Source organism: Devosia albogilva, assembly GCF_042685625.1.
Classification (GTDB): Bacteria; Pseudomonadota; Alphaproteobacteria; order Rhizobiales; family Devosiaceae; genus Devosia; species Devosia albogilva.
Genome location: NZ_JBHUNP010000001.1, coordinates 3384830 through 3410266 on the forward strand (window position 1 = coordinate 3384830; position 25437 = coordinate 3410266).

The window sequence follows — 25437 nt, forward strand, 5'->3', positions numbered from 1 at the left end:
CCAATGGTTCCAAGGCTCTCGCCGAGGAATCTACTCTAGGAGACTAGATTGGAAAGAGCGGAAAAGGCTGAGCTCGTCTCATCGCTCCAGGCTGCCCTCGGCGGCGCTGGCTCGATCGTCGTTGCCCAGAACTCCGGCCTCTCCGTCGCTGCCTTCACCGACCTGCGCGTGCAGGTCAAGAAGGCTGGCGGACAGGTCAAGGTCGCCAAGAACCGTCTTGCCAAGCTCGCTCTGAAGCAGACCGAAGTCGCCGACATCGCGGACCTGTTCAGGGGTCCGACGGTCATTGCGTATGCGGATGATCCAGTGGTTGCGCCGAAAATCGCAGCCGCCTTCGCCGAGAAGAACCAGAAGTTCGTGGTTCTCGGCGGTGCCATGGGCGCAACCGCACTCGACGCCGAAGGCGTCAAGACGCTGGCCACGATGCCGTCGCTCGACGAACTGCGTGCCAAGCTGGCCGGCCTGCTCGTGCAGCCCGCGGCCCAGATCGCCCGCATCGTCAAGGAACCGGGTGCAGGTATCGCCCGCGTCCTGTCGGCTCACGCAGAAAAGAGCGAAGCGGCGTAAGGCCCCTTCAACTATTCGAACCCAACCCTATATAGAGAGAACAAAATGGCTGCTGATCTCGCCAAGCTCGTAGATGACCTGTCCGCCCTGACCGTCCTGGAGGCTTCCGAGCTCTCCAAGATGCTCGAAGAGAAGTGGGGCGTTTCCGCCGCTGCTCCGGTTGCTGTTGCCGCTGCTGGCGGTGCTGCCGGTGCCGCTGCTCCGGCCGCTGAAGAAAAGACTGAATTCGACGTGATCCTCGCCTCCTTCGGCGACAACAAGATCAACGTCATCAAGGAAGTCCGTGGCATCACCGGCCTCGGCCTCGGCGAAGCCAAGGCCCTGGTCGAAGGTGCTCCGAAGGCCGTCAAGGAAGGCGTGTCCAAGGCTGAAGCCGAAGACATCCAGAAGAAGCTGGAAGCCGCTGGCGCCAAGGTCGAGCTCAAGTAAGCTTGGCTCTGCCACAATATTTGCGAAATGGCGCGTTAAGTGCCATTTCGCTACTTCACTCCGTCAGGGGTGATTCGCCGCGACCGATTGGATGGGTCCGCGGCCAATTTGCGGAAAACACGAAGATTACAAGGATGTCGCCGGCGCACTGAAGCCCGCGGACCTCATGGTGAGCTTGACGAACCAGGAGAGTCCGGAACGCTGAGGTCGAACCGGCCGATTTCGTCTCCCCAGTTCGGGCGAAGTCACAAGAACATCCCAGAGCTAGAGACTACCGGGCATATATCCCGAGCTCCGACGGCTGATTGTCGGGTCTTTGGATATCTGCCTCCGAGACAATCGCTGAAATTAGAGGAGCCCTAATGGCTACCACGTTCAACGGCCGCCGCAAGGTTCGCAAGTCCTTCGGTTCCATTCGCGAAGTCACGGAGATGCCCAATCTGATCGAGGTGCAAAAGGCCTCCTACGATCAGTTCCTCATGGTGGAAGAACCCAAGGGTGGACGCCCGGACGAAGGTCTGCAGTCCGTCTTCCGCTCGGTATTTCCGATCACCGACTTCTCCAACACCGCTTCTCTCGAATTTGTGAAGTACGAATTCGAGCAGCCCAAGTACGACATCGACGAGTGCCGTGCGCGCGACATCACGTTCGCTGCCCCGCTCAAGGTGACGCTGCGGCTGATCGTGTTCGAAGTCGACGAGGAAACCGGCGCCCGTTCCGTCAAGGACATCAAGGAACAGGACGTCTACATGGGCGACATGCCCTTCATGACGTCGAACGGCACCTTCATCGTCAACGGCACCGAGCGCGTCATCGTCTCCCAGATGCACCGTTCGCCGGGCGTGTTCTTCGACCACGACAAGGGCAAGACCCACTCCTCGGGCAAGCTCCTGTTCGCCGGCCGTATCATTCCGTACCGCGGCTCCTGGCTCGACATCGAGTTCGACGCCAAGGACATCGTCTATGCGCGCATCGACCGTCGTCGCAAGATCCCGGTGACCTCGCTGCTCAAGGCTCTCGGCATGGATGCCGAGGAGATCCTGTCGACCTATTACACCACCCTTAAGTACGAAAAGACCGAGAAGGGCTGGCGCGTCCCCTACGACGCCGAGAAGTGGAAGGGCGCCAAGCCGAGCCACGATCTCGTCGACGCCACGACCGGCGACGTCGTCCATGAGGGCGGCAAGAAGCTGTCGGCCCGCCAGGCCAAGAAGCTGGCCGAGAACGGCCTGACCCACCTGCTCGCGGTCGATGAGGACCTCTACGGCTCCTACATCGCCGAGGACCTGGTGAACCTCAAGACCGGCGAGATCTATGCCGAGGCTGGCGACGAACTCGACGAGAAGCTGCTGACCAAGCTGGTCGAGCTCGGCTTCGACGAGCTGCCGATCCTCGACATCGACCACGTCACCATTGGCCCGTACATCCGCAACACGCTGGCGGTCGACAAGAACGAGTCCCGCGAGGACGCGCTCTTCGACATCTACCGCGTGATGCGTCCGGGCGAGCCGCCGACCGTGGAAACGGCCGAGGCGATGTTCCAGTCGCTGTTCTTCGACTCCGAGCGCTACGACCTGTCGGCCGTGGGTCGCGTGAAGATGAACATGCGTCTCGAGCTCGATGCTCCGGACACCGTCCGCACCCTGCGCAAGGAAGACATCGTCGAGGTGGTCCGCACTCTCGTCGATCTGCGCGACGGCCGCGGCGAGATCGACGACATCGACAATCTGGGCAACCGCCGCGTTCGCTCGGTCGGTGAACTCATGGAGAACTCCTACCGCCTTGGCCTGCTCCGCATGGAGCGCGCAATCAAGGAGCGCATGAGCTCGGTCGAGATCGACACGGTCATGCCGCAGGACCTGATCAACGCCAAGCCGGCGGCCGCCGCCGTGCGCGAGTTTTTCGGTTCCAGCCAGCTGTCGCAGTTCATGGACCAGACCAACCCGCTCTCCGAGATCACCCACAAGCGCCGCCTGTCGGCTCTTGGCCCGGGCGGTCTCACCCGCGAGCGAGCCGGCTTCGAAGTCCGCGACGTGCACCCGACGCACTACGGCCGTATCTGCCCGATCGAGACGCCGGAAGGCCCGAACATCGGTCTGATCAACTCGCTGTCGACCTTCGCCCGCGTCAACAAGTACGGCTTCATCGAGACTCCGTACCGCAAGATCGTGGACGGCAAGCTGACTGACGAGGTGGTCTACCTCTCCGCCATGGAAGAGGCGAAGCACTACGTCGCCCAGGCCAACGTGCAGTTCAACGAGAACGGCGAACTGGTCGATGACCTCGTTGTCGCCCGTCATGCCGGCGACAACGGCCTGACGCCCAAGGAAAACGTCGACCTGATGGACGTTTCCCCCAAGCAGATGGTGTCGGTTGCCGCCTCGCTGATCCCGTTCCTCGAGAACGACGACGCCAACCGTGCTCTCATGGGCTCCAACATGCAGCGCCAGGCCGTGCCCCTGCTGCGTGCGGAAGCACCCTATGTCGGCACCGGCATGGAGTCGGTCGTGGCCCGTGACTCCGGCGCCGCAATCGTCGCCAAGCGCAAGGGCATCGTCGACCAGGTGGACGCCACCCGTATCGTTATTCGCGCGACGGAAGAGACCGACGCGTCGAAGTCGGGCGTGGACATCTACAACCTGATGAAGTTCCAGCGTTCGAACCAGTCGACCTGCATCAACCAGCGCCCGCTGGTGGTTGTCGGCGACCACGTCAACGCCGGTGACATCATCGCCGACGGCCCGTCGACCGAACTGGGCGATCTCGCCCTCGGCCGCAACGTGCTCGTCGCCTTCATGCCCTGGAACGGCTACAACTTCGAAGACTCCATCCTGCTCAGCGAGAAGATCGCCATGCAGGACGTCTTCACCTCGATCCACATCGAGGAATACGAAGTCATGGCCCGCGATACCAAGCTCGGCCCCGAGGAAATCACCCGCGACATTCCGAACGTTTCGGAAGAAGCGCTGAAGAACCTCGACGAAGCCGGTATCGTGCATATCGGTGCCGAAGTGCAGCCGGGCGACATCCTCGTGGGCAAGATCACGCCCAAGGGCGAGTCGCCGATGACGCCGGAAGAAAAGCTCCTCCGCGCCATCTTCGGCGAGAAGGCCTCGGACGTTCGTGACACCTCGCTCCGCGTGCCGCCGGGCGATGCTGGTACTGTTGTTGAAGTGCGCGTGTTCAACCGCCACGGCATCGACAAGGACGAGCGCGCCATGGCTATCGAGCGCGAGGAAATCGAGCGTCTCGCCAAGGACCGTGACGACGAGCAGTCGATCCTCGACCGCAACGTCTATGCGCGCCTGAAGGAAATGCTGTTCGGCAAGACCGCAACCGCAGGTCCGAAGGGCTATGTCGTCGGCACCAAGCTCAATGACTCCGTGTTCGACGGGCAGCCCCGCTCCAAGTGGTGGCAGTTCGCGGTCGAAGACGACAAGGTCATGGCCGAAATGGAAGCCCTGCACGCCCAGTACGAGGAAAGCCGCAAGCTCCTCGAACAGCGCTTCATCGACAAGGTGGACAAGCTCCAGCGCGGCGATGAACTGCCCCCGGGCGTGATGAAGATGGTCAAGGTCTTCATCGCCACCAAGCGCAAGATCCAGCCGGGCGACAAGATGGCCGGCCGTCACGGCAACAAGGGTGTGGTGTCGCGCATCGTGCCGATCGAAGACATGCCGTACCTCGAAGACGGTACTCATGTTGACATCGTGCTGAACCCGCTCGGCGTGCCCTCGCGCATGAATGTCGGCCAGATCCTCGAGACCCATCTGGGTTGGGCCTGTGCCGGCATGGGCAAGAAGATCGACCAGATGGTGCGTGCCTACCACCAGTCCGGCGACCTCAACCCACTGCGCACCGAGGTCAAGGCTCTCTATGCCAACGACAGCTCGATCACCGAGCTGGACGACGACGGCCTGATCCGCCTCGGCGAGCACCTGTCCAAGGGTGTGCCGATCGCGACTCCGGTCTTCGACGGCGCCAAGGAAGCCGACATCGTGGATCTGCTCGAGCGTGCCGGGCTCAATGCCTCGGGCCAGTCGACCGTCTATGACGGCCGTACCGGCGAGCAGTTCGACCGTCCGGTGACGGTTGGCTACATCTACATGCTCAAGCTGGACCACCTGGTGGACAACAAGATCCACGCCCGTTCGATCGGTCCGTACTCCCTGGTTACCCAGCAGCCGCTGGGCGGCAAGGCTCAGTTCGGCGGTCAGCGCTTCGGCGAGATGGAGGTGTGGGCCCTGGAAGCGTATGGCGCTGCCTATACGCTGCAGGAAATGCTCACCATCAAGTCGGACGACGTGGCGGGCCGTACCAAGGTCTACGAGGCGATCGTCCGCGGCGACGACACCTTCGAAGCGGGTATCCCGGAAAGCTTCAACGTCCTGGTCAAGGAAATCCGGTCGCTCGGGCTCAATGTCGAGCTCGAGAACCGCGAAATCCCCGAGCCGGACTCCGAGGCTCCGGAGCTCGCGCCTCCTCAGGAAGCGGCGGAATAATCCGGCACTTCCAACCCCATTCAACGTCCGTTCAGAATTCGTTCATCCCCGAATTCTGAACGGCACGAGGAGAGATTGATGAACCATCATTCCCACGTCATGGACCCGTTCAACCCGGCCGTCCCGGTGCAGACCTTCGACCAGATGAAGATCTCCATCGCCTCGCCGGAGAAGATCCTTTCCTGGTCCTACGGTGAGATCAAGAAGCCCGAGACCATCAACTATCGTACGTTCAAGCCAGAACGCGATGGTCTGTTCTGCGCGCGCATCTTTGGCCCGGTGAAGGACTACGAGTGCTTGTGCGGCAAGTACAAGCGCATGAAGTTCAAGGGCGTCATCTGCGAGAAGTGCGGCGTCGAAGTCACGCTGTCGCGCGTCCGCCGTGAGCGCATGGGCCATATCGAGCTCGCCGCTCCCGTCGCCCACATCTGGTTCCTGAAGTCGCTGCCGAGCCGCATCGCCCTGCTGCTCGACATGACGCTGAAGGATATCGAGCGCATCCTCTACTTCGAGAACTACGTCGTTCTTGATCCGGGCCTGACGCCGTTCACCCAGAACGAGCTGATGACCGAAGAGCAGTACCTCGACGCCCAGGACGAGTACGGCGCTGACAGCTTCACCGCCAAGATCGGTGCCGAAGCCATCCGCGACATGCTGATGAGCCTCGACCTCGAAAAGATCGCGGCCGACCTGCGCGTCGAGATCGCCGAGGCCACCACCGAGCTGAAGCCCAAGAAGCTCGCCAAGCGCCTCAAGATCGTTGAGCAGTTCATCGTCTCGGGCAACAAGCCCGAATGGATGATCATGACCGTCGTTCCGGTGATCCCGCCGGAGCTGCGTCCGCTCGTTCCGCTGGATGGCGGCCGTTTCGCCACCTCGGACCTGAACGACCTCTACCGTCGCGTCATCAACCGCAACAACCGCCTGAAGCGCCTGATTGAGCTGCGTGCGCCGGATATCATCATCCGCAACGAAAAGCGCATGCTGCAGGAAGCCGTCGACGCGCTGTTCGACAACGGCCGCCGTGGCCGCACCATCACCGGTGCCAACAAGCGTCCGCTGAAGTCGCTGTCCGACATGCTCAAGGGCAAGCAGGGCCGGTTCCGCCAGAACCTGCTCGGCAAGCGCGTCGACTATTCCGGTCGTTCGGTGATCACCGTCGGTCCGAACCTCAAGCTGCACCAGTGCGGCCTGCCCAAGAAGATGGCGCTCGAGCTGTTCAAGCCGTTCATCTACTCGCGGCTGGAAGCCAAGGGTCTGTCTTCCACCGTGAAGCAGGCCAAGAAGCTGGTGGAGAAGGAAAAGCCGGAGGTCTGGGATATCCTCGACGAGGTTATCCGGGAGCACCCGGTGCTGCTCAACCGCGCACCGACGCTGCACCGCCTCGGCATCCAGGCGTTCGAGCCGATCCTGATCGAAGGCAAGGCCATCCGTCTGCACCCGCTCGTCTGCTCGGCCTTCAACGCCGACTTCGACGGCGACCAGATGGCCGTGCACGTCCCGCTGTCGCTCGAAGCGCAGCTGGAAGCGCGCGTGCTGATGATGTCGACCAACAACATCCTGCACCCGGCCAATGGTCAGCCGATTATCGTGCCGTCGCAGGACATCGTGCTGGGCCTCTACTACCTGTCGCTGATGAACGAAGGCGAGCCGGGTGAAGGCATGGCGTTCGGCTCCTACGCCGAACTCGAGCACGCGCTCGACAACAAGGTCGTCACCCTCCACACCAAGATCAAGGCGCGCGTTCCGTCCTGGAACGCCGATGGCACCAAGTCCACCGAGATCGTGGAGACGACCCCGGGCCGCATGCTGATCGGCCAGATCCTGCCGCAGAACCCTGCGGTTCCGTTCTCGGTCGCCAACCAGCTCATGACCAAGAAGATGATCTCCAAGATGATCGACACCGTGTATCGCGGTTGCGGTCAGAAGGAGACGGTCATCTTCTGTGACCGCGTCATGCAGCTCGGCTTCAAGAACGCCTGCGATGCCGGCATCTCGTTCGGCAAGGACGACATGGTCATCCCGCAGTCGAAGTACGACATCGTCGAGGCGACCCGTAAGCAGGTCGAGGAGTTCGAGCAGCAGTACAACGACGGCCTCATCACCCAGGGCGAGAAGTACAACAAGGTTGTCGATGCCTGGGCGAAGTGCGGTGACAAGGTCGCCGAGGAGATGATGAAGGGCATCGCGACGGTTCAGTTCGACGACGAGACCAAGCGGCAGAAGCCCATCAACTCCGTCTACATGATGAGCCACTCGGGTGCGCGCGGTTCGCCGGCGCAGATGAAGCAGCTTGCCGGTATGCGCGGTCTGATGGCGCGTCCGGACGGCTCGATCATCGAGACCCCGATCACCGCCAACTTCAAGGAAGGCCTGAACGTGCTGGAGTACTTCAACTCCACCCACGGTGCCCGCAAGGGTCTGGCCGACACCGCGCTGAAGACGGCGAACTCGGGTTACCTCACCCGTCGTCTCGTGGACGTGGCGCAGGACGCCATCATCGTTGCCGAAGACTGCGGCACCGATCGCGGCCTGACCATGGAAGCCATCGTCGATGCCGGCCAGGTCGTGGCCTCGCTGGGCCAGCGCATCCTTGGCCGTACCACCGCCGACGACGTGTTCCACCCGATCACGGGCGACCTCGTCGCGCCGAAGGGCACCCTGCTCGAAGAACGTCACGTCGACGTCATCGAGGAGGCCCGCATCCAGACTGTCCGCATCCGCTCGCCGCTGGTCTGCGAGATGCGCCAGGGCTGTTGCGCCGCCTGCTATGGTCGCGACCTGGCTCGCGGTACGCCGGTGAATATCGGTGAAGCTGTCGGCGTCATCGCGGCTCAGTCGATCGGTGAACCCGGCACCCAGCTCACCATGCGTACGTTCCACATCGGTGGCACGGCGCAGGTGGTCGACTCCTCGTTCCTCGAGGCCGGCGCGGAAGGCACCATTGCCGTCCGCAACCCGAGCCTCGCTACGATCGAGGGCGGCCGCCAGGTGGTGATGGCCCGCAACGTGTCGCTCGCCATTCTCGATGCCGACGGCAAGGAACGCGCCACCCACAAGGTGACCTACGGCTCCAAGCTGCTCGTCAAGGAAGGCGACCAGGTCCGTCGTGGCCAGCGTCTCGCCGAATGGGACCCCTACACCCGTCCGATCCTCGCCGAAGTCGAGGGCGAGGTGGTGTTCGAGGATCTCGTCGACGGTGCCTCGGTTGCCGAGAACACCGACGAGGCGACCGGCTTCACCAAGCGCGTCGTTATCGACTGGCGTTCGAGCCAGCGTGGCGAAGGCCTCAAGCCTGCTCTCGCGATTGCTCGCGGCGGCCAGGTGGCTAAGGCCGAGCGTGGTGGCGATGCCCGCTACCTGCTGTCGGTGGACGCGGTTATCGCCGTGGAGCCGGGTGAGAAGGTTGCCCCGGGTGACGTCCTGGCCCGTATTCCGCTGGAATCGGCCAAGACCAAGGACATCACCGGTGGTCTGCCGCGTGTGGCCGAGCTGTTCGAGGCTCGTCGTCCGAAGGATCACGCCATCATCGCCGAGATCGATGGCACCATCCGCTTCGGCCGGGACTACAAGAACAAGCGTCGCGTCATCATCGAGCCCGCTCAGGAAGGTGTTGATCCGGTCGAGTACCTGATCCCGAAGGGCAAGCCGTTCCACCTCCAGGAAGGCGATGCCATCGAAAAAGGTGAGTACATCCTCGACGGCAACCCGGCACCGCACGACATCCTGGCGATCAAGGGCGTGGAAGAGCTTGCGCGCTACCTCGTCAACGAGATCCAGGAAGTCTACCGGCTCCAGGGCGTGCTCATCAACGACAAGCACATCGAGGTGATCGTTCGCCAGATGCTGCAGAAGGTCGAGATCGTCGAACCGGGTGACTCCGGTCTGCTCAAGGATGAGCAGCTCGACCGCCTCGACTTCGATGAGCTCAACGATGCTCTGGTCGCAGATGGCAAGAAGCCTGCAACGGCCAACCCGGTGCTGCTCGGCATCACCAAGGCGTCGCTGCAGACCCGGTCCTTCATCTCGGCCGCCTCGTTCCAGGAAACCACCCGCGTCCTCACCGAGGCGGCGGTTTCCGGCAAGGCCGACCTGCTGGAAGGCCTCAAGGAGAACGTCATCGTCGGCCGCCTGATCCCGGCGGGTACCGGTGCCGGTCACACCAAGGCCAAGCAGATCGCTGCCAAGCGCGACGACCTGATCCTGGAAGAGCGCCGGCGTATCGCCAACACCGCTCAGATCCCGGCGCCTGCCGCCGAATAATCGATCTGATCCATGAATTTGGAGAGGGGCCCTGCGGGGCCCCTTTCTTTTTGGCTTCCTGTGCCTTCCGGCTCCAGTGGATTGTCACGGGGCCGTTGCCTGCCTGTGATCTGAATGACATCGCCCCGACGCTAGGCATGAGCTCCAGATACAACTCGGAGCGTCCTTTCATGCCGAACGAGGTTCTGCTTGCCGCCGCCAGCGTGCTGGCCCTGTCGACCGTTGCCCAGGCTCAGCAAGCCCAGCAGTACGACGCCGTGCTCAAGGCCCACGCCCAACTGCCGGCGCAGACTTTCCTGCCTGCCCCGGCCGATGCCCCTGTCAGCCTTGGGATGGCTGGTCGTTTCACTTCCGGCACGCGGGTGGAGACACCCTATGGTTGGGCGAACCCGGCTTCGGGCATCGCCATGCCGTTTCCCGGGCAGCCGCTACAGGGCATGAGCGGCATTCGCTCGCTCGGCGGCGATCGTTTCCTGCTGCTCACCGACAACGGCTTCGGCAACAAGGCCAACTCGGCCGATGCCATGCTGATGTTCAATATCCTCAGGATGGACTGGGAGACCGGCACGGTCGCCATCGAGAAGACCACCTTTCTCAGCGATCCCGATCGGGTGGTGCCGTTCCCCATCGTCACCGAACATTCGGAGAGCCGCTACCTTACCGGCGCCGACTTCGACCCGGAGTCCATCCAGCCGGTCGGTGACCACTTCTGGATCGGCGATGAGTTCGGCCCGTGGCTGATCGAGGTCAACGCTGATGGTGTCGTGCAGCAGGTGGTCAAGACCAATCCCGGAGGCATCGACTACAAATCACCGGACAATCAATTCACCGCCCAGCCTGGAGCAGGGGCTACGGTCACCGGCATCAACACGGGACGGTCCGGCGGCTACGAGGGCATGGCAGTCTCGGAGGACGGCACGACGCTGTACCCGCTACTGGAAAAGCCGTTCTTCGATGAGGAAGCAGCGACCCTCGAGACCATCGACGGCAAGCCGGTCCTGCGGCTCTTGGAGTTCAACGTCGCCGACGCCAACTGGAGCGACACCATCCGCTACTACCCGCTGGAGGACGCCAGCCACGCCATCGGTGACTTCAACATCATCGAGGGCACCCGAGCCCTGATCATCGAACGCGACAATGGCGAAGGCGATGATGGCCGCGAGGGCGCCGCCGCGTTCAAGCGCATCTACCTCGTCGATCTCGCCGACGCGGACGGGCAGGGGGTTCTGCGCAAGATTGCCTATATCGACCTGATGAACATCCAGGACCCCGATGGCGTCGCCCCCGCGGCTCGGTAGACGGCGTCTTCACCTTCCCGTTCGTCACCATCGAGGACGTGGATCGAGTCGACGAGGCCACCATTGTGGTCGCCAACGACAACAACTTCCCCGGCTCGACCGGACGCGAGGCCGGCCGTGCCGACGACAACGAGTTTATCCTGCTCGACGTCGTCGACTTCCTTGAAGCCGAGTAGCGGCAGCAAGGGGGAGGGGCCCTTGCGGCCTCTCCCGCCCGATGCACGTGTCGGATGAGCTCCGTGGCACGATAAAGGCCTCGTTAATGCATAGCAGCCTCGCACCCCAGCGTTGCCGCGGTTTTCCGCGAAAGAATCCTTGACGGGGCGACTCTTCAGTTATAGGAAGCGCCTACCTTAGCGGTCGGTCGTGATCGTCACGAGTGTCCCTGCCACCTAGCGCGGGAATACAGGACGGTCAAACACACTGTCGGGTAACAAGACGAAGCAAATCCATGGGGCATGACTGCTGCCGTTTAGGTGGTGGTCCGCTGCGTTCGGGGGCGCTGCCGGTTCCGGTATGGAATCGGGTGAGCGCCGTTTTGGTTTGCTTGTGTGTTGACCGTTGAATTTGGACGATGGAAAGAGCGCAATGCCCACCATTAATCAGCTGATCCGCAAACCACGCGCCAGCAAGCCAAAGCGGAACAAGGTTCCGGCCATGGAAGCGAACCCGCAGAAGCGCGGCGTTTGCTCTCGCGTATACACGACGACCCCGAAGAAGCCGAACTCGGCTCTGCGTAAGGTTGCCAAGGTCCGCCTGACCAACCAGCGCGAAGTGATCTCCTACATCCCGGGCGAAGGCCACAACCTGCAGGAGCACTCCGTGGTGCTCATCCGCGGTGGCCGTGTCCGCGATCTGCCGGGCGTTCGCTACCACATCCTGCGCGGCGTGCTCGACACGCAGAGCGTGAAGGACCGCAAGCAGCGCCGTTCGCTCTACGGCGCGAAGCGTCCGAAGTAAGGAGATATTGAGTCATGTCCCGTCGCCACCGCGCAGAAAAGCGTGACGTCATCCCGGATCCCAAGTTCGGTGATATCGTCGTCACGAAGTTCATGAACTCCCTGATGAAGGACGGCAAGAAGTCGGCCGCCGAGTCGATCGTCTACGGCGCCTTCGATATCGTCCAAGCCAAGACCAAGCAGGACCCGATCACCGTCTTCCACACTGCCCTGGACAACATCCGTCCGGCCGTGGAAGTGCGCTCGCGCCGCGTCGGCGGTGCCACCTACCAGGTGCCGGTCGAGGTTCGTGCTGACCGTCAGCAGGCCCTGGCCGTCCGCTGGCTGATCGATGCCGCCCGCAAGCGCGGCGAGAACACCATGCGTGAGCGCCTTTCGGGCGAGCTCATGGATGCCCTGAATGGCCGTGGCCAGGCCGTCAAGAAACGCGAAGATACGCACCGTATGGCTGACGCCAACCGTGCCTTCTCGCACTACCGCTGGTAGTAGGAGCGCCCTATGGCACGCGAGACCCCGATCCATCTGTATCGCAACTTCGGCATCATGGCCCACATCGATGCCGGCAAGACGACCACGACCGAGCGCATCCTCTACTACACCGGCAAGAACCATAAGATGGGCGAGACCCACGATGGTGCTTCGACCATGGACTGGATGGAGCAGGAGCAGGAACGCGGCATCACCATCACCTCGGCTGCGACCACCACCTCGTGGAAGTCGCGCGATGGCGTGCAGCACCGCTTCAACATCATCGACACCCCCGGCCACGTGGACTTCACCATCGAAGTCGAGCGTTCGCTGCGCGTGCTCGACGGTGCCGTGGCTCTGCTCGATGCCAATGCCGGTGTCGAGCCGCAGACCGAAACCGTCTGGCGTCAGGCCGACAAGTACCACGTTCCGCGTCTCATCTTCGTCAACAAGATGGACAAGGTCGGTGCGGACTTCTACCGCTGCGTCGAGATGATCGGCACCCGCCTGGGCGCCAAGGGCATCCCGGTCCAGCTGCCGGTAGGTGCCGAGACCGACTTCCGCGGTGTCGTCGACCTGATCGAGATGAATGCTCTGATCTGGCGCAACGAAGAACTCGGCGCCCAGTGGGATGTGGTCGAGATCCCGGATGACCTCAAGGAAAAGGCAGCGAAGTACCGCGAGTCCATGATCGAGGCCGCCGTCGAACTCGATGACGATGCGATGGAAGCGTATCTGAACGGCGAGATGCCGGACAACGCCACCATCCGTCGCCTGCTGCGCCGTGGCGTGCTCGACACCAAGTTCTTCCTTGTCTATGCGGGCTCTGCCTTCAAGAACAAGGGCGTGCAGCCGCTGCTGGACGGTGTGATCGACTTCCTGCCGTCCCCGGTCGACATTCCTTCGATCAAGGGCATCGATGCCAAGACCGAAGAGCCGATCGAGCGTCATGCCGACGACAACGAGCCGCTGTCGATGCTGGCCTTCAAGATCGCCAACGACCCGCACATGGGCACGCTGACCTTCTGCCGCATCTACTCGGGTCACCTCGAGGCCGGCGTGCAGCTGGAAAACACCGTGAAGGGCAAGCGCGAGCGCGTTGGCCGCATGTTCCAGATGCACTCGAACAGCCGCGAGCAGATCACCGAAGCCTACGCCGGCGACATCGTCGCCATCGTTGGCCTGAAGGACACCACCACGGGTGACACCCTGGCGCCGTCCAACTCGCAGGTGATTCTCGAGCGCATGATCTTCCCGGAGCCGGTTATCGACATCTCCGTCGAGCCGAAGTCCAAGGCCGACCAGGAAAAGATGGGCCTCGCCCTGAACCGCCTGGCTGCCGAAGATCCGTCCTTCCGCGTCAAGACCGACGAGGAATCCGGCCAGACCATCATCTCGGGCATGGGTGAACTTCACCTCGACATCATCGTCGACCGCATGCGTCGCGAGTTCAAGGTCGAGGCCAATATCGGTCAGCCGCAGGTGGCCTATCGCGAGACGATCACCCGCAAGACCGAGAAGGACTACACCCACAAGAAGCAGTCCGGTGGTTCGGGTCAGTTCGCCCGCATCAAGATCGTGGTCGAGCCCGGCGAACCCGGCAAGGGCCTCGAGTTCGTCAACGCCATCGTTGGCGGCGCGGTGCCGAAGGAATACATCCCGGGCGTCCAGAAGGGCGTGGATTCGGTCATGGGCGCAGGCCCGCTGATCGGCTTCCCGGTCGTGGACGTGAAGGTGACCCTCGTCGATGGTGCCTACCACGACGTGGACTCCTCGGTGCTGGCCTTCGAAATCGCCGGTCGTGCGGGCTTCCGTGAAGCCCTGCGTGAAGCCGGCCCGAAGATCCTCGAGCCGATCATGAAGGTTGAAGTTGTCACGCCAGAAGACTACATGGGCGACGTCATCGGCGACCTGAATTCGCGTCGTGGGCAGATCCAGGGCACTGAAAGCCGTGGTGTGGTCCAGGTCGTGAACGCGTTTGTGCCGCTTGCCAACATGTTCGGTTACGTGAACTCGCTGCGCTCGATGAGCCAGGGTCGTGCCCAGTACACGATGACGTTCGACCACTACGAACAGGTTCCGCAGGCGGTCGCCGACGAAGTCCAGGCCAAGTACGCCTAACTAGAAACTGCAACGATATGTTGGCCTCAGGGCTGACGATTACGGAGACAAGCGATGGCTAAGGAAAAGTTTGCCCGCAACAAGCCTCACTGCAACATCGGCACCATCGGTCACGTTGACCACGGCAAGACGTCGCTGACCGCGGCGATCACCAAGGTCCTCGCCGAGACTGGCGGCGCTGCGTTCCGCGATTACTCGCAGATCGACAACGCGCCGGAAGAGAAGGCGCGCGGCATCACCATCAACACCTCGCACGTCGAGTACGAGACGGCCAACCGTCACTACGCTCACGTCGACTGCCCCGGCCACGCTGACTATGTGAAGAACATGATCACCGGTGCCGCCCAGATGGACGGCGCGATCCTGGTCGTGTCGGCTGCCGACGGCCCGATGCCGCAGACCCGCGAGCACATTCTGCTCGCCCGTCAGGTCGGTGTGCCGGCCCTGGTGGTGTTCCTGAACAAGTGCGACATGGTCGACGATCCGGAACTGCTCGAGCTGGTTGAGCTCGAAGTCCGCGAACTGCTGTCCTCGTACGAGTTCCCCGGCGACGACATCCCGGTCATCCGTGGTTCGGCCCTGGCCGCCCTGGAAGACTCCAGCAAGGAACTCGGCCACGACGCCGTTCTGAAGCTGATGGAAGCTGTGGACTCCTACATTCCGCAGCCGGAGCGTCCGGTTGACCAGCCGTTCCTGATGCCGATCGAAGACGTGTTCTCGATCTCGGGCCGTGGCACCGTGGTGACCGGTCGTGTCGAGCGCGGCATCATCAAGGTTGGTGAAGAAGTCGAGATCGTCGGTATCAAGGACACCCAGAAGACCACCGTCACTGGCGTCGAGATGTTCCGCAAGCTGCTCGACCAGGGCCAGGCCGGCGACAACATCGGTGCCCTGATCCGCGGTATCGATCGTACCGGCGTGGAGCGCGGCCAGGTTCTCTGCAAGCCCGGTTCCGTGACCCCGCACACCGAGTTCGTGGCTGAAGCCTACATCCTGACCAAGGAAGAAGGCGGCCGTCACACTCCGTTCTTCGGCAACTACCGTCCGCAGTTCTACTTCCGTACGACTGACGTGACGGGCATCGTGACCCTGCCGGAAGGCACGGAAATGGTGATGCCGGGCGACAACATCAACATGAACGTTCAGCTCATCGTTCCGATCGCCATGGAAGAGAAGCTCCGCTTCGCTATCCGTGAAGGTGGCCGCACCGTCGGCGCCGGCGTCGTCGCGAAGATCCTGAAGTAAGCCTCTCTGAGACATTCGCGGCGCGCGGATGAACGCGCGCCGCGATCCTTTTTCGTCAGGATTTGAGAAGATGAACGGTCAGAACATCCGCATCCGCCTCAAGGCGTTTGACCATCGCGTGCTGGACAACTCGACCCGCGAGATCGTCAACACCGCCAAGCGTACGGGTGCACAGGTCCGCGGGCCTATCCCGCTGCCGACCCGCATCGACAAATTCACCGTCAACCGCTCGCCGCACATCGACAAGAAGTCGCGTGAGCAGTTCGAGATCCGGACCCACAAGCGTCTCCTGGACATCGTGGATCCCACTCCTCAGACGGTCGATGCACTTATGAAGCTCGATCTCGCCGCCGGCGTCGACGTCGAAATCAAGCTCTAGGAATTCAGTTTCCGCGCCTACCGCACAAAGGGTCCTCTGAAACCATGACCCGGTACGGCGCCAAATAGAAGGTAACAACCGATGCGTTCTGGATTGATCGCACAGAAGCTGGGCATGACCCGCATCTTCATGGAGGACGGCACCAACGTCCCCGTGACGGTGCTGAGCCTGCAGAACTGCCAGGTGGTGGGCCAGCGGACCGCCGACAAGGACGGCTACACTGCGGTGCAGCTGGGTGCCGGCGCGGCTAAGGCCAAGAATGTCACCAAGGCAGAGCGCGGCCAGTTCGCCGTTGCCAAGGTCGAGCCCAAGCGCCACGTGGTCGAATTCCGCGTCGACGCCGACAACCTTATCGAAGTGGGCGCCACCTTCCGTGCCGACCATTTCGTCGAAGGCCAGCTGGTGGACGTCACCGGCACCTCGATCGGTAAGGGCTTTGCCGGCGGCATGAAGCGCTGGAACTTCGGCGGCTTGCGTGCGTCGCACGGCGTGTCCGTGTCGCACCGCTCGATCGGTTCGACCGGTGGTCGTCAGGACCCCGGCAAGACCTTCAAGAACAAGAAGATGCCCGGCCACATGGGTGACCGTCGCATCACCACGCAGAACCTCAAGGTCGTGCGCACCGATGTGGAGCGTGGCCTGATCATGGTCCAGGGTTCGGTTCCGGGTGCCAAGGGTGCCTGGATCCAGATCAAGGACGCGGTCAAGAAGCCGGCCCCGCAGAACGCCCAGTTCCCGGGCTCGTTCGCTGCCGCCGCCGAAGCCGCGGGGGAAGGTAAGTAAATGGAACTCAACGTCACAACCCTCGACGGCAAGTCCGCTGGCAAGGTTGAGCTCGCTGACGCCGTGTTCGGTCTGGAAGTCCGCCCGGACATCCTGCACCGCATGGTTCGCTACCAGCAGCTCAAGGCCATGGCCGGCACCCACGACGTCAAGAACCGCTCTGAAGGTGCTCGCACCGGCAAGAAGTTCGTGAAGCAGAAGGGCTCGGGCGGCGCGCGTCACGGCGACCGCAAGGCGCCGCAGTTCCGTGGTGGTGGCCGTGCATTCGGTCCGACCCCGCGCTCGCACGCCATCGACCTGCCCAAGAAGGTTCGCGCTCTCGCTCTGAAGCACGCCCTGTCGTCCAAGGCCCGCGCCGGTTCGCTGATCGTCGTCGACAGCGTCGCCCAGGCCGAAGCCAAGACTGCGGCTCTGCGCACCACCTTCGGCAAGCTCGAATGGGCCAACGCGCTGATCATCGATGGTGCGACCGTCGACCAGAACTTTGCTCTGGCGGCTCGCAACATCCCGCATATCGACGTGCTGCCGGTGCAGGGGATCAACGTTGTCTCGATCCTCAAGCGCGACAAGCTCGTCCTGACCAAGGCAGCGCTGGAAGCGCTGGAAGCGAGGTTCGCATGAACAAGCTTGCCGCCTACGACATCATCCGCAACCCCGTCGTGACTGAGAAGTCGACGATGGCGTCGGAAGCCAACCAGGTTGTCTTCGACGTGGCGATCGATGCCAGCAAGCCCGAGATCAAGGCTGCCGTCGAGCAGCTGTTCTCGGTCAAGGTCAAGGCCGTCAACACCCTGGTCCGCAAGGGCAAGGTGAAGCGGTTCCGCGGCCGGCTCGGCAATCGCAACGACGTCAAGAAGGCAGTCGTGACGCTGGTCGATGGTCAGTCGATCGACATTTCGACCGGCCTCTAAGGGGATAGAGACAGGAAAATGGCTCTCAAGACTTACAACCCCACCTCGGAAGGCCGTCGTACCCTGATTACGACCGATCGGTCCGAGCTGTGGAAGGGCGCCCCGGTCAAGTCCCTGACCGAAGGCCTCACCAAGAGCGGCGGTCGCAACAACCGTGGCCGCATCACCGTCTATCATCGTGGTGGTGGTCACAAGCGCACCTACCGCATGATCGACTTCAAGCGCACCCGGTTCGACCAGGTCGCGACCGTCGAGCGGCTCGAGTATGACCCGAACCGCACCGCCTGGATCGCGCTGATCAAGTACGAAGACGGTGAGCTGAGCTACATCGTGGCGCCGCAGCGTCTCGCCGCCGGTGACAAGGTCGTTTCGTCCCTGTCCGCCGTCGACGTGAAGCCGGGCAACACCATGCCGCTCGAGCGCATGCCGGTCGGCACCATCGTGCACAACATCGAACTGAAGCCCCGCAAGGGCGCTCAGGTCGCCCGTTCTGCCGGTGCCTACGCCCAGTATGTCGGCCGCGATGCCGGCTGGGCGGTCCTGCGCCTCAACTCGGGCGAGCAGCGCCGTGTCCATGGTTCGTGCCTCGCCACTGTCGGCTCGGTCTCGAACCAGGACCACGCCAACACCTCGATCGGCAAGGCCGGTCGCAACCGCTGGCTCGGCAAGAAGCCGGTCAACCGCGGTGTGACCATGAACCCGGTCGATCACCCGCATGGTGGTGGTGAAGGCCGTACCTCTGGTGGCCGTCACCCGGTGACCCCGTGGGGCAAGCCGACCAAGGGCAAGCGGACTCGCAGCAACAAGGCGACGGACAAGTTCATCGTTCGCAGCCGTCACGTGAAGAAGGGCAGGTAAGCCATGACCCGTTCAGTTTGGAAGGGGCCGTTCGTCGACGGCTATCTGCTGAAGAAGGCCGAGAAGGCCCAGTCGTCCGGCCGCAACGATGTGGTCAAGATCTGGAGCCGCCGCTCGACCATCCTGCCGCAGTTCGTGGGCATCACCTTCGGCGTCCACAACGGCCAGAAGCACATCCCGGTGAACGTCACCGAGGACATGATCGGCCACAAGTTTGGCGAGTTCGCGCCGACCCGGACCTACTACGGTCACGCGGCTGACAAGAAGGCCAAGAGGAAGTAAGAGATGGGCAAGCCAAAAACTGCGCGCGCTCTCAAGGACAACGAGGCCAAGGCTGTTCTGCGCATGCTGCGCATCAGCCCTCAGAAGCTGAACCTCGTCGCTCAGTTGATCCGTGGCAAGAAGGTCGAGAAGGCTCTGGCCGAACTCGAATTCAGCCACAAGCGCATCTCCGGCCAGGTCAAGAAGGTGCTCGAGAGCGCCATCGCCAACGCCGAGAACAACCATGGTCTCGACACCGACGCCCTCGTCGTTGCCGAAGCCTATGTAGGCAATTCGCTGGTCATGAAGCGCTTCACCGCTCGTGGCCGCGGCCGGTCGTCCCGGATCGAGAAGCCCTTCTCGCACCTGACGATCGTTGTCCGGCAAGTTGAGGAGGCCGCATAATGGGCCAGAAGATTAATCCGATCGGCTTCCGCCTCGGCATCAACCGCACCTGGGACAGCCGCTGGTTCGCCAACAAGGGCGAGTACGGCTCGCTGCTGCAGGAAGACCTGAAGATCCGCGAGACCCTTCTCGAGGACCTGAAGGCCGCCGCGGTTTCCAAGATCGTCATCGAGCGTCCGCACCGCAAGTGCCGCGTGTCGATCCACACTGCCCGCCCGGGCATCGTGATCGGCAAGAAGGGCGCTGACATCGACAAGATCCGCGCCAAGGTGAAGAAGTTCACCGACAGCGAAGTGCACATCAACATCGTTGAAGTGCGCAAGCCCGAGACCGACGCGACGCTGGTTGCCCAGGGCATCGCCCAGCAGCTGGAACGCCGCGTGGCCTTCCGTCGTGCGATGAAGCGCGCCGTGCAGACCGCCATCCGCATGGGTGCCGGCGGCATCCGCGTGAACGTTGGCGGCCGCCTCGGCGGTGCCGACATCGCCCGCACCGAGTGGTACCGCGAAGGCCGCGTGCCGCTGCACACTCTGCGTGCCGACATCGACTACGGCGTGGCCGAGGCCGAGACCACCTATGGCGTGATCGGCATCAAGGTCTGGATCTTCAAGGGCGAAGTGCTCGAGCATGATCCGACCGCCCATGAGCGCCGTGCCGTCGAGGGTGATGGTCAGGGCCAGCGCGGTGACCGGGATCGCGAGCCGCGCCGTGAGCGCGGTGACCGTGACCGCGAACGCGCATAACTGAGGTCAGTTCACTATGCTGCAACCGAAGAGAACAAAGTTCCGCAAGGCTCACAAGGGCCGCATCCATGGTACCGCCAAGGGTGGCACCACCCTGGCATTCGGCCAGTACGCCCTGAAGGCCACCGAGCCGGAGCGCGTCACCGCCCGCCAGATCGAAGCCGCCCGTCGCGCGATCACTCGTGAGATGAAGCGTCAGGGTCGCGTCTGGATCCGTATCTTCCCGGACCTGCCGGTTTCCAAGAAGCCGACCGAAGTCCGTATGGGTAAGGGTAAGGGTTCCGTCGAACTGTGGGCTGCTCGCGTCAAGCCGGGCCGCATCATGTTCGAGATCGACGGCGTCCCCGAGGACGTCGCCAAGGAAGCCCTGCGCCTCGGCGCCATGAAGCTTCCGGTAACCACGCGGGTTGTCACCCGCATCGCCGACTAAGGACAACGAGCATGAAAAGCAGTGATGTGCGGGCCAAGACCGCAGACGAACTGAAAGCTCAGCTCGTCGACCTCAAGAAGGAACAGTTCAACCTGCGTTTCCAGCGCGCTACCCAGCAGCTGGAAAAGCCCGCCCGGGTTCGTGAGGTCCGCCGCGATATCGCGCGGATCAAGACGATCCTGGCCGAGAAGAACGCAGCTAAGTAAGGATTCGCACCCATGCCAAAGCGCGTTTTGCAGGGGACTGTCGTCTCCGACGCCAATGACAAGACCGTCGTGGTCCGCGTCGAGCGCCGTTTCACCCACCCGCTTCTGAAGAAGACGGTCCGCCGTTCCAAGAAGTACCACGCCCACGACGAGAACAACGTCGCCAAGGTCGGGGATACGGTGTGGATCCAGGAAACTGCGCCGATTTCCAAGAACAAGCGCTGGACGCTCGTTCAGGACAATGCGGCGACGGCAACGTCTGCGTAAGAGAACAATAGGTATAGGTCGGCGCGCCGGGTGACGGTGGAGCCGGTTAACGAGAAGGCATCCAGTCATGATCCAGATGCAGTCCAATCTCGACGTCGCGGACAACTCCGGCGCTCGTCGTGTCATGTGCATCAAGGTGCTGGGCGGCTCGCACCGCAAATACGCCTCGGTCGGCGACATCATCGTCGTTTCGGTCAAGGACGCTATTCCGCGCGGTCGCGTGAAGAAGGGCCAGGTAATGAAGGCCGTGGTGGTTCGCACCGCGTTCGACATCCGTCGCCCCGATGGCACCGTCATCCGCTTCGACAAGAACGCCGCGGTTCTGATCAACAATCAGAAGGAACCGATCGGCACCCGTATCTTCGGACCGGTTCCGCGCGAACTCCGCGCCAAGAACCACATGAAGATCATCTCCCTCGCTCCCGAGGTGCTGTAATGGCCGCCAAGATCAAGAAGGGCGACAAGGTCGTCGTCCTCGCCGGCAAGGACAAGGGCAAGACTGGCCAGGTCCTGCAGGTGTTCCCGACCGAGAACCGTGCGACCGTCCAGGGCATCAACCTGGTCCGTCGTCACACCAAGCAGACCGCTTCGACCGACGCCGGCATCTACACCAAGGAAGCCCCGATCCATCTGTCGAACCTGGCGGTCGCCGATGCCAATGGCAAGCCGACCCGCGTCGGTTTCCAGATCAAGGACGGCGTGAAGACCCGCGTCGCCAAGACTACCGGAGATGCGATCGATGGCTGAGACCGCTACCGCATACGTGCCGCGCCTCCGGGCCGAGTACGACAACACCATCAAGGCCTCTCTGCGCGAGCAGTTCGGCTACAAGAACGTCATGGAACTCCCGCGGCTCGACAAGATCGTGCTGAACATGGGTGTTGGCGAGGCCGTGAACGACACCAAGAAGGTTCGTTCCGCTGCCGCCGAGCTGGAGAAGATCGCGGGCCAGAAGCCGGTTATCACTCACGCTCGCAAGTCCATCGCCGGCTTCAAGGTCCGCGAAGACATGCCGCTCGGTGTGAAGGTGACCCTGCGCAAGACCCGGATGTACGAGTTCCTCGACCGTCTGGTGAACATTGCGCTGCCGCGTGTCCGCGATTTCCGTGGGCTCAACCCGAACGCCTTCGACGGCCGTGGCAACTACGCCATGGGCATCAAGGAGCACATCATCTTCCCCGAGATCAACTACGATCAGATTGATCAGGTCTGGGGCATGGACATCGTCATCGCGACGACTGCCCGCACCGATGATGAGGCGCGTGCGCTGCTCAAGGCTTTCAACTTCCCGTTCCGCCAGTAAGCGGGCAGGGAAGGGATAAAGGATCAGGACATGGCAAAGACCAGCTCCATCGAAAAGAACAAGAAGCGCCTTGAGCTCTCCACTCAGGCCGCTGCCAAGCGCACCAAGCTGAAGGCGATCATCAAGGATCAGTCGATCCCGATCGACCAGCGCTTCGCCGCCACGCTCAAGCTCGCCGAGATGCCCCGCAACTCGGCCAAGGTGCGCGTGCGCAACCGTTGTGAAGTCTCGGGTCGTCCCCGCGGCTACTACCGCAAGCTCAAGATGAGCCGTATCGCCCTGCGTCAGCTGGGCAATCTCGGCCTCATCCCGGGCCTGGTCAAGTCGAGCTGGTAAGGAGCGAAAAGAATGAGCTTTTCTGATCCCATCGGCGATATGCTGACTCGCATCCGCAACGCCCAGATGCGTCGCAAGACCTCCGTGACCACGCCGGCTTCGACCCTGCGCGGCCGCGTTCTGGACGTGCTGCAGTCCGAGGGCTTCATCCGCGGTTATTCCGAGGTGAAGTTCGAGAACGGCGCCTCCGAGTACGAGATCGAACTCAAGTACTCCGAGAACGATCCGGTCATCCGCACGATCGAACGCGTATCGCGTCCCGGCCGTCGCGTGTATGCATCGGTCAAGACGATTCCGCAGGTGGCCAACGGCCTCGGCGTGTCGATCCTCTCCACCCCCAAGGGTGTGATGGCCGACCACGAAGCTCGGGCTGCCAATGTTGGTGGCGAGGTACTCTGCCGCGTCTTCTAAGCCCGAGGGCAGGACGCGGTAAGACGATTACTCAAGGACTAGAACATGTCACGTACTGGCAAGAAGCCGGTTGCACCGGTAAGCGGCGTTACGGTTACGATCAATGGTCGTACCGTCACCGCCAAGGGCCCGAAGGGCGAACTGAGCCTGCAGCTCATGGATATCGTGAAGGCTGAACAGACCGAGGAAGGTCTCGTCGTCTCGCCGGCCAACGATACCCGTGAGGCGCGCGCCGCCTGGGGCACCACCCGTGCACTGATCCAGAACATGGTCACCGGTGTCTCGGCTGGTTTCGAGAAGCGGCTGGCCATCCAGGGCGTGGGTTACCGCGCCGCGATGCAGGGCAAGGACGTAAAGCTCTCGCTCGGCTTCAGCCATGACGTGGTCTATGAGGCTCCCCAGGGCATCACCCTGGCGGTTCCGGCTCCCACCGAGATCGTCGTCACCGGCATCGACAAGCAGCAGGTCGGTCAGGTCGCCGCCAATATCCGTGGCTGGCGTCCGCCCGAGCCCTACAAGGGCAAGGGTGTGCGGTACGCGAACGAGTTCGTGTTCCGCAAAGAAGGCAAGAAGAAGTAAGGAGCGCTTGCAATGGCAATCAGTGCAAAGGGAGCGGCCCGCCGCAAGGCCCGTGTCCGCAAGGCGCTCAAGGCTCGTGCCTTCGGTCGCCCGCGTCTGTCGGTCTTCCGTTCGGACAAGAACATCTACGCCCAGATCATCGACGACGCGAACGGCCGTACCCTGGCCGCCGCTTCGACCCTCGACAAGGACGTCAAGGGCTCCGTCAAAAACGGTGCCACTGCCGAAGCCGCAGCTCAGATCGGCAAGCTGATCGCCGAGCGCGGCACCAAGGCCGGCGTCTCGGAAGTGGTCTTCGATCGCGGGTCCTATCTCTATCATGGCCGTGTTAAGGCCCTTGCAGACGCCGCCCGTGAAGGCGGTCTGCAGTTCTAACCACGGCGAGGAAGAAACATTATGAGCAGAGACGTTCAGGAACGCGAAAGCGAGTTCGTCGATCGCCTGGTCCACATCAACCGTGTGGCCAAGGTGGTGAAGGGTGGCCGTCGCTTCGGCTTCGCTGCCCTCGTCGTGGTCGGCGACCAGAAGGGCCGCGTGGGCTTCGGTCATGGCAAGGCGCGTGAAGTGCCGGAAGCCATCCGCAAGGCCACCGAGCAGGCCAAGCGCCAGATGATCCGCGTGCCGCTGCGCGACGCCCGCACCCTGCATCACGACGTGACCGGCCGTCATGGTGCCGGCAAGGTGATCCTGCGTGCCGCCGTGCCGGGTACCGGCATCATCGCCGGTGGCCCGATGCGCGCCGTGTTCGAGACCCTCGGGATCAACGACATCGTCGCCAAGTCGCAGGGCACTGCGAACCCCTACAACATGGTGCGGGCCACCTTCGATGCGCTCAAGCGCGTCGATAGCCCCCGCTCGGTCGCCGCTCGCCGCGGCATCAAGGTTTCGGAACTGCAGGCTCGCCGTGGCGAGACTGCGGCTGCCGAGGCCTGATCCGGAGACGGAGAAGAACGATGGCAAACGCCAAGACCATTACCGTTGTGCAGGTGGGTTCGCCGATCCGCCGCGAGAAGAGCCAGCGCGCGACCCTGATCGGGCTCGGGCTCAACAAGATGAACAAGCAGCGTGAGCTGGTTGATACGCCCGAAGTTCGCGGCATGATCAACAAGATCCCGCACCTCGTCCGCGTCGTCGGCGAGTAAGGAAGGTCCTCAAATGACCCGTTTGAACGAACTTCGCGACAATCCCGGTGCCAACAAGACCCGCGTCCGTATCGGCCGTGGTATCGGCTCCGGCGTCGGCAAGACCGGTGGTCGCGGCGGCAAGGGCCAGACGGCCCGCTCCGGCGTCGCCATCAATGGTTTCGAGGGCGGCCAGATGCCGCTCCACATGCGCATGCCGAAGCGCGGCTTCAATGCGCTGAACCCGAAGGACTTCAACGAAGTCCGTATCGACCGCATCCAGGCCTACATCGACTCGGGCAAGCTCGACGCCAAGGGCGTGATCGACGCCGAGGCGCTGATCAATGCCGGTGTCGTGCGTCGCGCCAGGGATGGCGTCCGCCTGATCGGTTCGACCGGCTTCACCGCCAAGAAGGTCACCTTCAAGGTCGACTATGCGACCAAGGGTGCGACCGAGGCTATTGAAGCTGCCGGTGGCAAGCTCGATATCATCCCGGCCAAGGCGCCGTGGAAGAAGCCTGCGCGCGCCGAGTAATCCTCGGCCCTGGCGCCCGACCAGCCGGCCGGGTGCCATCGGTTCTGTTTTGACGCG

General features: G+C 62.7%; 31 protein-coding genes. All 31 read left to right on the forward strand.

What is annotated here, in order from left to right; translation table 11 throughout:
• Positions 1 to 48: 48 nt before the first annotated feature.
• The 31 genes from rplJ (at position 49) to rplO (ending at position 25380) form a co-directional block, all read left to right on the forward strand.
• Positions 49 to 567: a 50S ribosomal protein L10 gene (rplJ, locus tag ACFSX5_RS16910; RefSeq protein ID WP_386835017.1), complete on the forward strand. Its 519-nt coding sequence runs from the start codon at positions 49 to 51 to the stop codon at positions 565 to 567.
• Between the two features lie 45 nt (positions 568 to 612).
• A complete protein-coding gene (gene rplL / locus ACFSX5_RS16915; RefSeq protein WP_386835018.1) occupies positions 613 to 996 on the forward strand; it encodes a 50S ribosomal protein L7/L12 in 384 nt (127 codons plus the stop codon).
• Between the two features lie 362 nt (positions 997 to 1358).
• Positions 1359 to 5498 carry a DNA-directed RNA polymerase subunit beta gene (gene rpoB, locus ACFSX5_RS16920; RefSeq protein WP_386835020.1) on the forward strand — a complete coding sequence of 1380 codons (4140 nt, stop codon included), beginning with the start codon at positions 1359 to 1361 and terminating at the stop codon, positions 5496 to 5498.
• Positions 5499 to 5576: 78 nt separating this feature from the next.
• Positions 5577 to 9761, forward strand: coding sequence for a DNA-directed RNA polymerase subunit beta' (gene rpoC / locus ACFSX5_RS16925; RefSeq protein WP_386835021.1), 4185 nt, complete (start codon positions 5577 to 5579; stop codon positions 9759 to 9761).
• Positions 9762 to 9931: 170 nt separating this feature from the next.
• Positions 9932 to 11059, forward strand: a complete 1128-nt coding sequence (locus ACFSX5_RS16930; RefSeq protein ID WP_386835022.1) for an esterase-like activity of phytase family protein — start codon at positions 9932 to 9934, stop codon at positions 11057 to 11059.
• A 38-nt stretch (positions 11060 to 11097) separates the two neighbouring features.
• A complete protein-coding gene (locus ACFSX5_RS16935) occupies positions 11098 to 11235 on the forward strand; it encodes a hypothetical protein (protein ID WP_386835023.1) in 138 nt (45 codons plus the stop codon).
• 412 nt (positions 11236 to 11647) lie between these two features.
• On the forward strand, positions 11648 to 12019 hold the full coding sequence (gene rpsL, locus ACFSX5_RS16940; RefSeq protein ID WP_386835025.1) for a 30S ribosomal protein S12: 372 nt from the start codon (positions 11648 to 11650) through the stop codon (positions 12017 to 12019).
• Between the two features lie 14 nt (positions 12020 to 12033).
• On the forward strand, positions 12034 to 12504 hold the full coding sequence (rpsG, locus tag ACFSX5_RS16945) for a 30S ribosomal protein S7 (RefSeq protein WP_386835026.1): 471 nt from the start codon (positions 12034 to 12036) through the stop codon (positions 12502 to 12504).
• A gap of 12 nt (positions 12505 to 12516) precedes the next feature.
• Complete coding sequence (gene fusA, locus ACFSX5_RS16950; protein WP_386835028.1) at positions 12517 to 14607, forward strand: elongation factor G; 2091 nt, start codon at positions 12517 to 12519, stop codon at positions 14605 to 14607.
• 54 nt (positions 14608 to 14661) lie between these two features.
• Positions 14662 to 15852 carry an elongation factor Tu gene (gene tuf, locus ACFSX5_RS16955; RefSeq protein WP_386835029.1) on the forward strand — a complete coding sequence of 397 codons (1191 nt, stop codon included), beginning with the start codon at positions 14662 to 14664 and terminating at the stop codon, positions 15850 to 15852.
• Positions 15853 to 15922: 70 nt separating this feature from the next.
• Positions 15923 to 16231 (forward strand): 30S ribosomal protein S10, encoded by a 309-nt coding sequence (gene rpsJ / locus ACFSX5_RS16960; protein ID WP_386835030.1) that lies wholly within the window; start codon positions 15923 to 15925, stop codon positions 16229 to 16231.
• Between the two features lie 81 nt (positions 16232 to 16312).
• Positions 16313 to 17014: a 50S ribosomal protein L3 gene (gene rplC / locus ACFSX5_RS16965; protein ID WP_386835031.1), complete on the forward strand. Its 702-nt coding sequence runs from the start codon at positions 16313 to 16315 to the stop codon at positions 17012 to 17014.
• Entirely contained in the window at positions 17015 to 17635 is a 621-nt protein-coding gene (gene rplD / locus ACFSX5_RS16970) for a 50S ribosomal protein L4 (protein WP_386835032.1), read from the forward strand.
• Positions 17632 to 17925: a 50S ribosomal protein L23 gene (locus tag ACFSX5_RS16975; protein WP_386835033.1), complete on the forward strand. Its 294-nt coding sequence runs from the start codon at positions 17632 to 17634 to the stop codon at positions 17923 to 17925. Before rplD ends, ACFSX5_RS16975 begins: the two co-directional genes overlap by 4 nt.
• A gap of 18 nt (positions 17926 to 17943) precedes the next feature.
• Positions 17944 to 18783 carry a 50S ribosomal protein L2 gene (rplB, locus tag ACFSX5_RS16980; RefSeq protein WP_386835034.1) on the forward strand — a complete coding sequence of 280 codons (840 nt, stop codon included), beginning with the start codon at positions 17944 to 17946 and terminating at the stop codon, positions 18781 to 18783.
• Between the two features lie 3 nt (positions 18784 to 18786).
• A complete protein-coding gene (rpsS, locus tag ACFSX5_RS16985) occupies positions 18787 to 19065 on the forward strand; it encodes a 30S ribosomal protein S19 (protein ID WP_386835035.1) in 279 nt (92 codons plus the stop codon).
• Positions 19066 to 19068: 3 nt separating this feature from the next.
• Positions 19069 to 19449, forward strand: a complete 381-nt coding sequence (gene rplV, locus ACFSX5_RS16990; RefSeq protein ID WP_386835036.1) for a 50S ribosomal protein L22 — start codon at positions 19069 to 19071, stop codon at positions 19447 to 19449.
• Positions 19449 to 20192, forward strand: a complete 744-nt coding sequence (gene rpsC / locus ACFSX5_RS16995; RefSeq protein ID WP_386835038.1) for a 30S ribosomal protein S3 — start codon at positions 19449 to 19451, stop codon at positions 20190 to 20192. Before rplV ends, rpsC begins: the two co-directional genes overlap by 1 nt.
• Before the next feature lie 16 nt (positions 20193 to 20208).
• Positions 20209 to 20622 carry a 50S ribosomal protein L16 gene (gene rplP / locus ACFSX5_RS17000; RefSeq protein WP_386835039.1) on the forward strand — a complete coding sequence of 138 codons (414 nt, stop codon included), beginning with the start codon at positions 20209 to 20211 and terminating at the stop codon, positions 20620 to 20622.
• A gap of 11 nt (positions 20623 to 20633) precedes the next feature.
• Positions 20634 to 20828 (forward strand): 50S ribosomal protein L29, encoded by a 195-nt coding sequence (rpmC, locus tag ACFSX5_RS17005; RefSeq protein WP_386835040.1) that lies wholly within the window; start codon positions 20634 to 20636, stop codon positions 20826 to 20828.
• A 12-nt stretch (positions 20829 to 20840) separates the two neighbouring features.
• Entirely contained in the window at positions 20841 to 21095 is a 255-nt protein-coding gene (gene rpsQ, locus ACFSX5_RS17010; RefSeq protein WP_386835042.1) for a 30S ribosomal protein S17, read from the forward strand.
• Between the two features lie 67 nt (positions 21096 to 21162).
• Positions 21163 to 21531 (forward strand): 50S ribosomal protein L14, encoded by a 369-nt coding sequence (gene rplN / locus ACFSX5_RS17015; RefSeq protein WP_035102635.1) that lies wholly within the window; start codon positions 21163 to 21165, stop codon positions 21529 to 21531.
• Positions 21531 to 21842, forward strand: coding sequence for a 50S ribosomal protein L24 (gene rplX / locus ACFSX5_RS17020; RefSeq protein WP_386835043.1), 312 nt, complete (start codon positions 21531 to 21533; stop codon positions 21840 to 21842). Before rplN ends, rplX begins: the two co-directional genes overlap by 1 nt.
• Positions 21835 to 22398, forward strand: coding sequence for a 50S ribosomal protein L5 (rplE, locus tag ACFSX5_RS17025; RefSeq protein ID WP_386835044.1), 564 nt, complete (start codon positions 21835 to 21837; stop codon positions 22396 to 22398). Before rplX ends, rplE begins: the two co-directional genes overlap by 8 nt.
• A gap of 30 nt (positions 22399 to 22428) precedes the next feature.
• Positions 22429 to 22734, forward strand: a complete 306-nt coding sequence (gene rpsN, locus ACFSX5_RS17030; RefSeq protein WP_386835045.1) for a 30S ribosomal protein S14 — start codon at positions 22429 to 22431, stop codon at positions 22732 to 22734.
• 12 nt (positions 22735 to 22746) lie between these two features.
• Positions 22747 to 23145, forward strand: coding sequence for a 30S ribosomal protein S8 (gene rpsH / locus ACFSX5_RS17035; protein WP_386835047.1), 399 nt, complete (start codon positions 22747 to 22749; stop codon positions 23143 to 23145).
• 45 nt (positions 23146 to 23190) lie between these two features.
• Complete coding sequence (gene rplF / locus ACFSX5_RS17040; protein ID WP_386835048.1) at positions 23191 to 23724, forward strand: 50S ribosomal protein L6; 534 nt, start codon at positions 23191 to 23193, stop codon at positions 23722 to 23724.
• A 12-nt stretch (positions 23725 to 23736) separates the two neighbouring features.
• Positions 23737 to 24099 (forward strand): 50S ribosomal protein L18, encoded by a 363-nt coding sequence (gene rplR / locus ACFSX5_RS17045; RefSeq protein ID WP_386835049.1) that lies wholly within the window; start codon positions 23737 to 23739, stop codon positions 24097 to 24099.
• A gap of 21 nt (positions 24100 to 24120) precedes the next feature.
• A complete protein-coding gene (rpsE, locus tag ACFSX5_RS17050; RefSeq protein WP_386835051.1) occupies positions 24121 to 24657 on the forward strand; it encodes a 30S ribosomal protein S5 in 537 nt (178 codons plus the stop codon).
• A 20-nt stretch (positions 24658 to 24677) separates the two neighbouring features.
• Positions 24678 to 24866, forward strand: coding sequence for a 50S ribosomal protein L30 (gene rpmD / locus ACFSX5_RS17055; protein WP_386835053.1), 189 nt, complete (start codon positions 24678 to 24680; stop codon positions 24864 to 24866).
• A 13-nt stretch (positions 24867 to 24879) separates the two neighbouring features.
• Entirely contained in the window at positions 24880 to 25380 is a 501-nt protein-coding gene (rplO, locus tag ACFSX5_RS17060) for a 50S ribosomal protein L15 (RefSeq protein ID WP_386835055.1), read from the forward strand.
• Positions 25381 to 25437 lie beyond the last annotated feature (57 nt).